Source organism: Candidatus Poriferisodalis sp. (assembly GCF_965208925.1).
Classification (GTDB): domain Bacteria; phylum Actinomycetota; class Acidimicrobiia; order Acidimicrobiales; family Poriferisodalaceae; genus Poriferisodalis.
Genome location: NZ_OZ242364.1, coordinates 1,678,506 through 1,691,642, shown reverse-complemented (window position 1 = coordinate 1,691,642; position 13,137 = coordinate 1,678,506). Strand labels below are relative to the sequence as shown.

Here is a 13,137-nt window from a genome sequence, read left to right as displayed (position 1 = left end):
TCAGTTGACGCGGACTGTCGCGTACTAGCTCCGCTCAAGCAATCCCGAGAGCAGGCCGCGGGAGTCGTCGGACATCGGTCCTGCGGCGTTGGCCAGCACTCGCGACGACAGCCGCTCGAACGGCAGCGACTGCAGCCATACCCAGCCGGTGCCTGACACGGTCGCCAAGAACAGTCCCTCGCCGCCGAAGAACATCGACTTGAGGTTGCCGGCCCGCTCGATCGAGTAGTTGAGCGACGGCTGCAGTGCGACGAGGCAGCCGGTGTCGAGCCGGATGGTCTGGTTGTTCAGCTGGACGGCTTTGATAGAGCCGCCTGCGTGGAGGAAGGCCATGCCGTCGCCGGAGAGACGCTGGAGGATGAAGCCCTCGCCGCCGAACAGCCCCGTGCCGATGCCGCGCTGCCACGCAATGTCGAGCTTGGTGCCCATCGCCGCGCAGAGGAACGCGTCGCGCTGGGCGATGATCTCGCCGCCCATCTCCGCGAGATCCACCGGGATGATCTTGCCGGGGTAGCCCGCCGCGAAGCCGACCTTCGCCTTGCCGCCGGCACTGGTGTTGGTGAAGTGGGTGAGGAACAGCGACTCGCCGGAGATGACGCGCTTGCCGGCGCCCTTGAGCTTGCCCCACATGCCCGAGCTCGGCTCGGAGCCGTCGCCCATGACCGATTCGAACGACACGCCGTCTTCGATGAACATCATCGTGCCCGCTTCGCCGACGACGGTCTCGCCGGGATCCAGCTCGACCTCGACGAACTGCATATCGTCGCCGAAGATCTGGTAGTCGACTTCGTGGCTCTGCATGACTCTCCTCGCTGGTACGCCGCGAGAGGTGTGCGCGGCGCTCCTCGCCCACGGTACCCGTCGGCCTGAGGCGGTCCGGGGCGCGGTGGATCCCGATTCGCGGAGACTGTGGACGCTGCCGATTTCTCTGTTCCGACGGCGGAACCGGGTGCTGGCGAGGTGTTGGCCTGGCTGCGTTCAGGCCGCGTTTGCGGCCAGACGGTCGCCGCCGACGGGCAGCTTGGACAGATCGATGTCGTACAGCTCGGCCGAGTTGTCGCACAGGATGTCGCGCTGCTGCTCCGGCGTCAGATTCGCCGAGTGCTCGTCGAGCAACTCCTGGCTCCACGGCCAGGTGCTGTCGGAGTGCGGGAAGTCGTTCGCCCACAGCAGCCGCTTGTGGTTGACGTCGTTGACCATCTTGAAGGCCACCCAGTCGTCTTGGAACGTGGTGTAGATGTGCTCGCTGAAATACTCGCTGGGCAGCTTGGAGAGTTCCTGTCCCGGCGGCAGCCAGTACCGGTGGCGCTTGTAGGCATGGTCCATCCGGTACATGTAGTGCGGCACCCAGCCGGCATCGGCCTCAACGCAGACCACCCGCAAGCCGGGGTTGCGCTCGAACACTCCCCCGAACACCAGCGTGCCCATGATGTCCTGGTTGGCCCGGATGATGGTCATGAAGGCGTTCGCCTTCGGACCCCGGGGCCGGCCCTGGCCGCGGCTGGTGAGGATGTGCCACGACACCGGCAGGTTGAGGTCGACGGCGGCCTGCCAGAACGGATCCCAGCGGGGGTCGTCGAAGTCGAATTCCGTGTGCGGGTTGCCCGACATCATCACGCCCCGCATGCCCGCTTCGGCCATGGCCTCGATGTCGCTGACGGCCTCTTCCACCGAGCGGAGTGCGGTCTGCCCCACCGCCAGCAGCCGGTCGGTGTCCACCGAGCAGTAGTCGGCGATCCACCGGTTGTAGGCGTCCATGGCCGCCTTCTTGTAATCCGGATCGGAGTGGTTGCACAGCACCATGCCCACCGACGGGTAGATCACCTCAGCAGAAACACCGTCGCGGTCCTGGTCGGCGGTCCGCGTGGCCGGGTCGTAGCTGCTGGCCGGCAGTTCCTCGTACGCCGCGCTGCGCTTCAGCTCCTCGGGTTTCTGACCTGCGGCAGCGATGAGGCCCATGTCGACGGTGCGCTTCATGCCGTCGATGACGTACACATCGCCCCGCTCTTCGGTCCACTCCACCCGCGGCGCCACATCCCGCCACTTCGGCTCGATGTAGTCGACGTAGGTGTTGCGCGCCTCAGCGATGTGCGAGTCGGCCGAGATGATCGGATAGTCGACGTCCACGTTTCCCCTCCAGGTCCAGCCCCGCTGGCGAGCGTACCTACGTCGGGCCAGGCGCCGCTGAGATCAGGCGGAGCGCCGCCGCATTCCCTCCTCGGCCTCGCGCACTCCCCCAAAGAAGTCGTCGTCGGGCGCAGAACCCACAGTGGCGTGCATCGTTCGCCGCTCGCTGTAGGCCCGGCTCACCGACGCGAATGCCTCGCCGACACCTTCGTCGGAGGCCTCATAGTTCTGCACGTTTCCGGGCTCGACTCCCAGCCGAGCGCCCTCGAAGTATGAGTCTTGGTTGGCACCCATGAAGACGAACGCCCAACCCTGCTCGCGCCGGCTGCTGATGAGCCGGTGGATATCGGCCCAAGCGAAGTCGGTGCTTGCGTTCTCAAGGCCATCGGTAACGATCACGACAGTTTGATCCTCGGGCGCCTTGCCAGACTTGCTGCGTCGCTTCGCTCGCTCATCGGCCCGCCCGATCAGCGAGCCGATCGCATCCAGAAGAGGCGTCGCGGCGCGGGGGCGATACTGCTCCACTGACAGCGGGCACGCCTTGTTCACCGGCACAGCGTCGGCGAGGATCTCGAACGGATCCTCGGAATCGAACTGGACGAGGGTGATCTTGCACTTGCCAGGCAGAGCGGCCTGTTCCGCGATGAGCCCGTTGACGCCGTGCACCACCGCTACCTCAAGGCCGGACATCGACCCGGACCGATCAAGCAGCATCCACGCCTTCGACCGGTCAGATGTCGACCTCTTGCCGTTCTTCTTGCCGCCCTTGGCCGTCTTGCCACTCTTGGCTCTCGGAGCGCCCGTTGCGTTCGGTTCGCCTGCTGATGCGGTCGTGCCATCGCCGCCGCGCTCCCACGGTGCCGTGCTGCTCCGCTCGAGCTCTCCGTTCAACCCACCGTTGGTTGATGATGTTCCCATTCTCTTTCCTCTCATCCAAACTCCGACTCGTCCGCTGACAAAGCCGAACTTGCCGTGTTGCGGGGCCGCTGATCGGCCGCCGCCTGACTGGTTTCCAAGGTAAAGAGGGGGTGTTACATCAATGCTCTCGGGGCGAGCAGAGCAGCAGCGCGACACCGCGTCCGGCACCACCGACGAACGAGGGGCTCGGTGCCCCAGTGTGGGTTCTAGGGCGCCCGGGGTTGAGCGGCTCGGGCTCGGGCTGCGTTTGCAGGTTCGGGTTCGGTTGTGTGGGTTGTGGTCCAGGTGCCGTCGGGCTGGGGGACCATTGTGTGGCCGTGCTGGTGGAGATGGTGGTGGTGTCGGTGGCACAGCAGCACCAAGTTGTCGAGGTCGGTTCGGCCGCCGTGGATCCAGTGGTGGACGTGGTGGGCGTCGCAGCGCGAGGGGGGTTCCGCGCAGCCGGGCCATTGGCCGTGTCTGTCGCGTGCGATGAGCAGCCGCCGCAGCCGCAACGAGACTGTTCGGGTCGAACGGCCGGCGTCGGCTGGTCCGCCGGGGCCGCCGAGGATCATGGGGATGATCTCGGCGTCGCAGGCGAGGCGTCGCACGATCTCGGGCGGCAGTTCGACGCCAGCATCAGTCAGGCCCGCGACGTCCGTTTGGCCCCGCAACGCGTCGAGCCCGATCAGCACGCCGATCTGCGCCGGCGGCAGCCGCCGCTCGGGATTGCCCGCAGCGGGCTCGTGTGTCGGGAGGCGATCGGGTCGGCTGCGTGCGCGGAGCCGGTCGACGGCTGCTGAGTCGGTGTCGGTCAGGGTGATGCCCGCCAAGGCGTAGGCGAGAACGTCGGCGTCGCGCTGGGCGGGGGTGCGGCGCCCGCTGCGGACCTGCTTGTCGTCGAGCCAGTACTGGCGACGCAGCGCCTCGAGATTGGCTTCGACCGCGGCGCCGACCTCGGGGTCGAGCTTGGCCCACAGCCGCAGCATTCCTTCGTGGTCGCGCTGCCAGCCCGCGCTGCGAGCCTGACGCTGCCGCTCGAATCGCTCCATCGGGGTTTCGACCGAGTGGTCGGCCTCGGCTTGGCGCACCCGTCGGCGGGTGGCGTCGGTGTCCTCGCCAGCCGCTGCAGCCACCAGTTCGGCGCGCACCCCATCAGGCACACGCGCGTCGCACAGTGCTTCGGCTTGGGAAGCGTTGATGCCGCCCTCCGACAGCGCCTCCAGCACCACGCCGTGCTCGCGGGCCTTCTCGGCACCGCGGACCATGCGGCGGGCGTCACGCTCGGACACCCCCGCCGCGTCGCGCAATGACAGGTGCGGTGCGGCATCGGGCGCCGCACCCGAGCGGCTCAACGCATCCAGCGCGCCCAGCACCTCGGCCCGGTAGCCCGCCAGCCGGTTCGCTACCCGCTCGATATCGCCCAGCACACCCAACAGCGCGTCGCGCCCCAACCCCGCCAGCGCCTCACCGCTCAACCGACACAGCGACAACGACGCCGACAGGTCGACAGTGGCGCTGCCCACGTTGGGGCTGCGGTCGGGGCCAACAGGGCCGCCGTCGGGAGCTGGATCGGTGGTGAAGAGCCCAGCGGACGCTTCTTCTGCAGCGCCGCGTTCAGCGCCTACAGCAATGCCCTCGCCAGCCCGCCGGGCCCCGCCGAAGCCGTTCCTCAACATGGGAACAACCGTACGAAGGGGGTGTCACACGAATAGCGCACGGCCCGCCCGTCAGCCGCCCAGCCCGTCGCAGCGTGTGAGGCGACCGTCAAACGACCTCTTCTTCGTAACCTCGCCAAAATGAGTCGATCTGAACGAATTCAGGAGGAGACGACATCTCCCAGTCCCACTGCAGAAGCCGCGGACCCCGACGACACTGACCCGATCAGACCTGAAGGAACTGAATCGGGCCTCGAGGACGTCGACAGCGGACGGGTCAAAAAGATCTCGGATTCCGCGCTTGCGGCCGGCAGGCAGGTCGCCTACGCGACGGTTTCCGGGAGTCGCAAGGCGGCCGAGGCCGCTGGCACAGCCGCTGCATCGACCGCCCGGGTCGTCGGCGAGACCGCCAAGAGTGCGGCTGAGGCCAGCGCGGCGACGGCGCAGACAATCGGCACCGGTACCGCCAAGGCAGGAGTCGCCAGCGGACGAGCCGTCGCCACTGGCGCACGGTGGCTCATCGACTCGACATCTGAACGGACAGCGCAACTGTTCGCCGCAGCCCAAGGACTGGTGGCAAGCGACCTGTCACCTCAGTTGAACGATCTGGTGCAAGCAGCCGTGAAGGGCAAGGCCACCATCTACGACAAGGCCATGGACGCCGAATACCTCGCAACCCACATCGGCGGCGGAAACCACCGCCTGTTCGACGGCGGCCACACCCTCTGGGGGGCGATCAAGGCGACACACGGCGCGTCACAAGACGACACCCTCGTCCAGGAAGCGCTCGGCGGGATGCAGGGCCTGCTTCGAGACGTGTCCACACCGAAGGGTCTGCCCCTGGCCAACTGGGACAAGTCCACCTACGACTCCGTTGCAGATTCGCTTCAGTCGACCTTCGGCATACCCAAGGATTGGTTCTACGACCTGAATTCCTACGACGTCGGCGAGCTGCTGGGCGGCACCGTCGGCGTGGTTTCGCTGATGTTCGGCTGGAACAAGGCCGAAACCGAGTCGTTCGCGAGCCTCGCAGCAGGCATGGGCATGTCGGCAGCCGTGAGCGCCAACCCACTGTTGCTGGCAGTGTCGGTCGTTGCCTTCGGGCGCGCCTTCCACAAGGCGAACCATGCGGACGAATACGTCGAGCTGGCTGAAGGCGGGCTCAAGGGCGCAATCGGCACCGGCTCCAGCTTGGGCGCCATTGCGCTCGTCGGCGTCGCCGGCGGGCCCGCCGGGGTTGCGCTGCTCGCGGGCGTTGCCGCAGGAGTGCTCGCGCATGTCGCCACCAAGGACGTGACGCTGGATGCAGTCCAGGGCTTCGTCAAGCAGGACGCGGCGACGGTGGTCCGCCACATCACCCAACATGCCAGTGCCATCGGCGATGTCATCGGGAACACGGCTGATGTCGCAGGCCGTGGCGTCGTAAGCGGCACGGCGGCTGCGGGCAAGTTCGTCGCGAACTCAGCGTCGACCGCCGGGCGATTCACGGCCGAACAGGCAGTCGCCGCCGGAAAGGCAACGGCCGGAGCGGCGGCTGCAGCCGGAACAGCAACGGCCGATGCTGCGCGGGCTGCTGGCCGCGCTGGCGCAGCCGCGACCACGGCGGCGCGTACTGCAGGCGAATCGGCGGCGCGGCGAGCCAAGGCACTCGTTGACCGCAAACAGCCTGAGGATCCGGAAGTCGATCAGCCGGACACGTCAGACAACTGACGGACAGGAACGCCGACAAGGCCGTCCGCGACAGCAGCGTCGAGGCAGCTCAGTAGATCATGGAGTCGGCTCCGGTGGTGGCCTCACCTACGCCGGACTCGCGGGCCGTGCGCAGGTCGCGGGCCATGCCGCGACCCAACGCCATGGCGTCGCCGGCGACGGTTTGCATGCGGTAGCCCTTGCCTCGGCGGTCGGCCGACAGCGACGCCGTCGAGTGAATTCCGGCCACCACGCCGTGAGCGGCGCAGCGTTCAGCGATGTGCTCCAGCGCCGCCTTGTAGTCGGCATTGTCGTCGGTGTATCCCGGCCCGTAGCCGTAGCTGATGGACAGATCGGCGGGCCCTACGTAGATCGCGTCGACGCCGTCGATCGCCAGGATGTCGTCGAGCGCCTCGACCGCCTGGCGAGTCTCGATCATGGGAATGCAGGCCGTGGTGTCGTTCGCCACCTCGAAATAGTTCTCCCCCGCCGCTGCCCGCGCCGCCACCAGCACCGGGCCGAAGCTGCGGGCGCCCAGCGGCGGGTACTTGCAGTAGGTCACTGCCGCCTGCGCCTCAGCGACCGAATTCACCATGGGCACAACGACACCCCGGGCTCCCGCATCGAGGACGCGCCCGATGATGCCGGGCTCGTTCCACGGCACTCGCACGATGGGCGTGCCGCCGCCCATCTCGACGGCCTGCATCATCTCCACCGCGGCCTGGTAGTCGGCCACGCCGTGCTGCATGTCCACGCAGACGTAGTCGAAGCCGGCACGCCCGGCGATCTCGGCCGAATGGCTGGACGCCATCGACAGCCAAGTGCCCAGCGTTTCTCCCCCGGACGCCCACGTATCCATCATCGTGTTCGGCATGACTGCGCGCTCAGGCTTCGAAGATGTCGCGCAGGATCGCATTCTCCTGCGTCTCGACCAGCGGAGCGATCTCCTTCACGAACTCAAGCCACTCGGGGTCCTCGAAGAGCGCCTTGCGCTTGGCAGCCCGCTCCTCGAGCGTGTCATAGCGCCACATGTGGATGATCTCGTTGATGCCGCCGAACTCGGTCGTGTAGTAGCCCACGGGCTCACCGAGGTACTTGCGCTGCGCCTCGTAGCCCTTCTCGAAGTACACCTTGACCCAGTGCTCGGGTGCGCCCACCTTCAAGCGGTAGCGCCGCATCTCCACAAAGCTCATAGCTGTCTCCTTCGACGTGTCGAGCCGAGCCGCGATCTCGCTCAACCAGATCGCGCAGGCGCACCGTAGCGCGCCGCGTCCGCGCATCTCTCGTCCGAGACGGCTTCCGATGTTCTATTCAACGTTGCGGCCTCAAGTTGTATAGCCATCTGCGTTATCTCGCGCAGTTTGACAACACGACAAAAACACGCACACAAACAAACATTGAGCCACAACGTTTAATAATCGACTGCGTTATCTCGCGCAGTTTGACAACACGACAAAAACACGCACACAAACAAACATTGAGCCACAACGTTTAATAATCGACTGCGTTATCTCGCGCAGTTTGACAACACGACAAAAACACGCACACAAACAAACATTGAGCCACAACGTTTAATAGCAGCTATCGTAGAGCAGGCTGCGACAATCCGCATAGTGCCAGTGAAGAAGCGCTCTGCACGGATCACAGCCGAGACAGGCAGGAGCAACGACGCATGGCTGCAACACGACTCCGCACTCCGACTGGTGAGTACGTCATCACCACGGTTGCGGGTGAAGAAGTACGCGCGTTTGTACCCGCACCACTGCCGCCGGATCCACCGCTCGGCATGGACGGGCCGCTGGTCACCGCACTTGACGAGGCAAGCCGAGCCCTCGGCCGATTCGATGGCGCAGTTCGCTATCTCCCCAACAAGGGCCTGCTCATCTACTCGTACGTGCGCAAGGAAGCTGTGCTGTCGTCTCAGATCGAAGGGACACAGTCATCGCTGTCCGATCTCATGCGTCACGAACTCGATGCGTCACCGGGTGTGCCGCTCGACGATGTGACGGAAGTCTCGACCTACGTCGCTGCGCTCGAGCACGCCGTCGCAGAAATGACGAACCCATCGGGGTTGCCGCTCTGCAATCGCCTGTTGCGGCAAGCTCACGGGATCCTGCTGTCATCTGGACGCGGTGCGGACAAGCATCCCGGAGAATTCCGGTCGACGCAGAACTGGATTGGCGGTTCCCGCCCAGGAAATGCGGCGTTTGTGCCACCTCCTGCGCAAGAGGCTCACCAGGCGATCTCTGACTTGGAGAAGTTCCTGCATGCAGACGACAGGTTTCCTCCGCTGATGCGTGCGGGGCTCGCACACGTGCAGTTCGAGACCATCCACCCCTTCCTCGACGGCAACGGCCGAATCGGCCGCATGCTCATCACGCTCTTGTTGCTGGATCGTGATGTGTTGTCAACGCAAGCCTTCTATCCGAGCTTGTACTTCAAGCAGAACCGATCGGACTACTACGACCTACTGAACCGTGTGCGGCTGTACGGAGACTGGCACGAGTGGCTGTTGTTCTTCCTCGAAGGCATCCGGTCAACTGCTGACGCCGCGCTCAGCACGACGCAACGTCTCGAAGAGATGGCGGCCCTCGATCGGAAGATCATCAGTGACCGCACTGGCCGAGCGGCAGGCTCGGCGCTGCGGGTGCACGAGTCGCTCATGCAACGGCCAGTTCTCAACGTTGAGACGAGCGCCAAGTTCAGCGGCCTCTCGTGGCCTGCTGTCAATAACGCGTTGACGCGACTCTGCGAACTAGGTATCGCGTCCGAAGCCACTGGTCAGCGTCGCAATCGCGTGTTTGCATACACGGGGTACTTGCACGTGCTGGAAGAGGGAACCGAGCCTCTCTAGTGCCGTTGAACGACGGCGGCAGCCACGCTTGGTGTTGCCTCGCTCAGTCCCGGAGGTCGCGGACTCGCTGCGCCTTGCCTTCCGAGCGCGGAATTCCTTCGGGCTCGACAGTGCGGACGTCGACCGCGATACCGATGCGCTGGCGCACCGTGCCGGCGAAGTCCGCGGCGATCGCTTCGTGATCGCCGGCGTCAGGCTTGGGCTCCAGCACTGCGGTGATGCCTTCCATCCGGCCTTGAGAGTGCACTTCGAGAAAGAAATGCCCGGTCAGCCGCGGCTCCGCTGACACCAGCTCCTCGAACTGGCTCGGGAACACGTTGACGCCACGGATGATGAGCATGTCGTCGCTGCGTGCCGCGACCCGTCCCATGCGACGCATCGAACGAGCCGTGCCGGGCTGCAGCGAGCAGATGTCGCGGGTGCGATACCGGATCACCGGCATGGCCACCTTGGTCAGCGATGTGAAGACGAGCTCGCCCGTCTCGCCTTCGGGCAGCACCTCGCCCGAGTCAGGGTCGATGATCTCGGGATAGAAGTGGTCCTCCCAGATGGTCGGGCCGTCCTTCGTCTCCACGCACTCGTTGGCGACGCCCCCGCCGATCACCTCCGAGAGGCCGTAGATGTCGACGGCGTCGATGCCGAAGGCCTCCTCGAGCTCGGCCCGCATCGCCTCCGACCACGGTTCCGCGCCGAATATCCCCACCCGCAGCGACGTCGAAGCCGGGTCGATGCCCTGATTGCGAAACTCGTCGGCGACGACCAGCGCGTACGACGGCGTCGCGCACAGCACATCGGCGCCGAAATCCACCAGCAGCTGCACCTGCCGGGCCGTCTGCCCGACCGATGCCGGCACCACAGTGCACCCGTACTGCTCGGCCCCGTAATGCGCCCCCAGTCCGCCGGTGAAGAGCCCGTAGCCATACGACACGTGGACCACATCGCCCGGTCGCACACCCGCCGCCATCAGCGAGCGCCCGAACACGTGCGCCCACATGTCCAGGTCGGACTGCGTGTAGCCGACCACGGTCGGCTTTCCCGTGGTGCCCGACGAGGCATGAACCCGCAGCACCTGCTCCCGCGGCACGGCGAACATCCCGAACGGGTAGTTCTCGCGCAGCTCGGTCTTGGAGGTGAACGGGAACCGCGCCAAGTCGTCGAGCGTGTGCAGATCGGACGGGTGGACGCCCGCCTCGTCGAACAGCTGCTGGTACGCCGGCACATGTGCGTACGCGTGCGCCAGGCTCCACTTCAGCCGCTCCAGCTGGAGCGCTCGGATCTCTGGGATCGGGGCATTCTCGATGGGATGCAGTCCCCGCCCTGCGGTGGGCTCGAACTTGGGCATCTGGCGGTTCCTCCCCACTCGGATGACGCTGGGTTGGCCGGTTCGGGAGCCAGCCGGTTTCCTAGTGTTGCAGTCTGTGCGGCCGCTGCGACCAAGAGGCTGAGCCGGCACGGCGAAGCCGTGGCCCGAGCGGCCCGTGAGCCTGTATCGAATCGAAACTGGGAACAAGAGCGGGAAACAACAGGTGACGCAATGGGAAGGCAATGCACTCCGCTAACGCTCCAAGGAGCGGTGAACCGAAAGGGCCCCGAGTCCCCATGACTGACTTCCGCTTCACGATCCTCGTGGTGCCGTACATGCGCCGTCGCGGCGAGCAGATCGGCCTGGCCGGGTCGATGCCCGAACGCTGGCAGACCCTCATGGATCACATCCGGACCCAGATGCAGTTCGCCGAGTCGGTCGGCTACGACGGCTTCGCCATGACCGAGCAGCACATGCAGGTGGAAGGCATCGAGACCACCACCAACCCGCTGTTCTGGGATTACTTCGTGGCCCAGCACACCGAGCGGATGCGGGTGGGCCAGCTCGGCATGAACCTCACCGCCGTCAACCCGATCCAGCTCGCCGAGAACATCGCCATGCTCGACCACTTCACCGGCGGGCGCACCTTCGTGGGCTTCACTCGCGGCAACACGCCGCGCTGGACCGGCACGTTCGGCCAGCACCTCGGCATCACCTCCACCGAATCCGACAAGTCGGAAACCGACCAGCGAAGCCGCCGGGCCCTCTACGAGAACTGGCACCTGGTGAAGTCGCTGTGGACCCAGGACAAGGTGTCGATCCGAGGCGAGTTCTGGCAGGCCCCGCCCGAGCTGGAATGGCACTTCCCGCCGACGGACGACTTCGATCCCACCGCGGTCGACGAGAACAAGACCCTGCGCGAGATCGGCATCGTGCCCCGACCGCTGCAGCAGCCGCACCCGCCGGTGTATGCGCCGTTCAGCTACAGCATGGAGACGTCGAAGTTCTGGGCCCGCGAGGGCGGCAAGATGGTCAGCTTCGTGGCCCCCGAGCGGCAGAGCTTCATCGGCACGGCGCTCGACATCTATCTCGAAGAGGCGCACAAGTCGGGGCGCGACACCACGGCAGCCGATGCGCTGGCGATCGGCGGCCACCTCACGATGGGCCGCACGCCTGCCGAGGGCGCAGACCTCTATGACGGCTTCGAGGAGCTGTTCAACTGGGCGTACAACGCCCCGCCTTACGTGGTGCCGATGGGGCGCGTGTGGCGAGGCAGCCGGGAAGAAGAACTCGACCACGTGGCCTCGCTGCACGAGGAGTTCGGCGTCACCGAGTTCTTCCTGTGGCACCACGTCGGCTACTTCACCCAGGATCAAGAGCTGGCGATGCTCAACGAGTTCGCCGAGGGCGTCATCGCTCCCCTGCGAGCCGGTTCCTGAATCAGCTACAGCGTCTGGAGGCGTTCGATGGCGGCATCGAGGACGTCGTGCTGCTTGCAGAAGGCGAAGCGGACGAGGTGGCGGCCCTCGTGGACGTTGTCGTACATGACCACGTTGGGCACCGCCGCGACGCCGATCCGCTCGGGCAGGCCCCAGCAGAACTCGATGCCGTCGTCGTGGCCGATCGAGCGGATGTCGGCAGTGATGAAATAGGTGCCAGACGGCTCGAATACCTCGAGACCAGCCGAGCGCAGGCCCGCCGACAGCCGGTCCCGCTTGGCCCGCAGATCATCGGCCTGGGCCGTGAAGTAGTCGTCGCCCAGGTCCAGCCCGGCGGCAATCGCATGCTGAAACGGCCCGCCGCTGACGTAGGTCAGCCATTGCTTGGCGGTGCGAACTGCCGCTACCAGCTCCGGGCGGGCGCAGACCCAGCCGATCTTCCAACCGGTCACGGCGAAGGTCTTGCCACCACTGGAGATGGTGACGGTGCGGTCGGCCATGCCCGGCAGCGTCGCGATGGGGATGTGCTCGCCGTCGAACACCAAGTGCTCGTACACCTCGTCGGTGACCACGATCAGATCTCGCTCGATGGCCACTTCCGCGATGGCCTCCAACTCTGCCCGGCTGAACACCTTGCCGGTCGGGTTGTGCGGGCTGTTGAGCACCAGCATTCGGGTGCGCGGCGTCACTGCCGCCGCCAACTCGTCCGGATCGAACCCGTAGTCCGGCGGGCGAAGCGTGACCACCTTCCGCACGGCACCTGCCATGGAGATCACAGCGCCGTACAGGTCATACCAGGGCTCGAAGGTGAGCACATCGTCGCCTACCTCGGTCAGCGCCAAGATGCTGGCCGCCAACGCCTCGCTCGCACCAGCCGTGATGAGCACCTCGCTGTCCGGATCGACGTCCATGCCCCAGAAGCGCTTCTGGTGCCGGGCGACTGCGTGCCGCAGTTCCGGAATGCCGATGCCCGGCGGGTACTGGTTCGCAGTGCCGCTGCGTATCGCTGCGACCGCCGCCTCCAGCACCTCGGTCGGCCCGTCGGTGTCAGGAAAACCCTGGCCCAGATTGATGGCACCGGTCCGCACCGCCAGCGCCGACATCTCGGCGAAGATCGTCGACTGGTAGCCCTGCAGGCGCGAACTCAGGTACGGCAGCCGTGCCATGTCG

General features: G+C 66.0%; 11 protein-coding genes. 3 read left to right on the top strand and 8 right to left on the bottom strand.

Annotated features, from left to right (window positions below; genetic code table 11):
- Positions 1-24: 24 nt before the first annotated feature.
- The 4 genes from ACOGI5_RS07500 to ACOGI5_RS07485 all read right to left on the bottom strand — a co-directional run bounded on the left by ACOGI5_RS07500 (position 25) and on the right by ACOGI5_RS07485 (position 4,703).
- Positions 25-801 (bottom strand): TIGR00266 family protein, encoded by a 777-nt coding sequence (locus tag ACOGI5_RS07500; RefSeq protein WP_419863801.1) that lies wholly within the window; start codon positions 799-801, stop codon positions 25-27.
- Between the two features lie 177 nt (positions 802-978).
- Entirely contained in the window at positions 979-2,127 is a 1,149-nt protein-coding gene (locus ACOGI5_RS07495; protein WP_419863800.1) for an amidohydrolase family protein, read from the bottom strand.
- A 63-nt stretch (positions 2,128-2,190) separates the two neighbouring features.
- The gene (locus tag ACOGI5_RS07490) at positions 2,191-3,045 is read right to left on the bottom strand and encodes a vWA domain-containing protein (protein ID WP_419863799.1); all 855 of its coding nucleotides are present in this window, start codon (positions 3,043-3,045) and stop codon (positions 2,191-2,193) included.
- Positions 3,046-3,251: 206 nt separating this feature from the next.
- The gene (locus ACOGI5_RS07485; protein ID WP_419863798.1) at positions 3,252-4,703 is read right to left on the bottom strand and encodes a DUF222 domain-containing protein; all 1,452 of its coding nucleotides are present in this window, start codon (positions 4,701-4,703) and stop codon (positions 3,252-3,254) included.
- A 120-nt stretch (positions 4,704-4,823) separates the two neighbouring features.
- Here ACOGI5_RS07485 and ACOGI5_RS07480 point away from each other — a divergent pair, with 120 nt between their 5' ends.
- On the top strand, positions 4,824-6,392 hold the full coding sequence (locus ACOGI5_RS07480) for a hypothetical protein (protein ID WP_419863797.1): 1,569 nt from the start codon (positions 4,824-4,826) through the stop codon (positions 6,390-6,392).
- Positions 6,393-6,441: 49 nt separating this feature from the next.
- Here the strand turns inward: ACOGI5_RS07480 and ACOGI5_RS07475 are convergent, their stop codons facing one another.
- On the bottom strand, positions 6,442-7,245 hold the full coding sequence (locus ACOGI5_RS07475) for an HpcH/HpaI aldolase family protein (protein ID WP_419863796.1): 804 nt from the start codon (positions 7,243-7,245) through the stop codon (positions 6,442-6,444).
- A 10-nt stretch (positions 7,246-7,255) separates the two neighbouring features.
- On the bottom strand, positions 7,256-7,564 hold the full coding sequence (locus ACOGI5_RS07470; protein ID WP_419863795.1) for an NIPSNAP family protein: 309 nt from the start codon (positions 7,562-7,564) through the stop codon (positions 7,256-7,258).
- A 479-nt stretch (positions 7,565-8,043) separates the two neighbouring features.
- On the opposite strand from ACOGI5_RS07470, the gene ACOGI5_RS07465 reads away from it, so the two are divergent.
- Positions 8,044-9,225: a Fic family protein gene (locus ACOGI5_RS07465; RefSeq protein ID WP_419863794.1), complete on the top strand. Its 1,182-nt coding sequence runs from the start codon at positions 8,044-8,046 to the stop codon at positions 9,223-9,225.
- A 43-nt stretch (positions 9,226-9,268) separates the two neighbouring features.
- On the opposite strand, the gene ACOGI5_RS07460 is transcribed toward ACOGI5_RS07465, so the two are convergent.
- The gene (locus tag ACOGI5_RS07460; protein WP_419863793.1) at positions 9,269-10,567 is read right to left on the bottom strand and encodes an AMP-binding protein; all 1,299 of its coding nucleotides are present in this window, start codon (positions 10,565-10,567) and stop codon (positions 9,269-9,271) included.
- Positions 10,568-10,824: 257 nt separating this feature from the next.
- Between ACOGI5_RS07460 and ACOGI5_RS07455 the strand changes: the two genes are divergently transcribed.
- The gene (locus tag ACOGI5_RS07455; RefSeq protein ID WP_419863792.1) at positions 10,825-11,967 is read left to right on the top strand and encodes an LLM class flavin-dependent oxidoreductase; all 1,143 of its coding nucleotides are present in this window, start codon (positions 10,825-10,827) and stop codon (positions 11,965-11,967) included.
- A 5-nt stretch (positions 11,968-11,972) separates the two neighbouring features.
- On the opposite strand, the gene ACOGI5_RS07450 is transcribed toward ACOGI5_RS07455, so the two are convergent.
- Positions 11,973-13,133, bottom strand: coding sequence for a pyridoxal phosphate-dependent aminotransferase (locus tag ACOGI5_RS07450; RefSeq protein ID WP_419863791.1), 1,161 nt, complete (start codon positions 13,131-13,133; stop codon positions 11,973-11,975).
- Between the last annotated feature and the right edge of the window lie 4 nt (positions 13,134-13,137).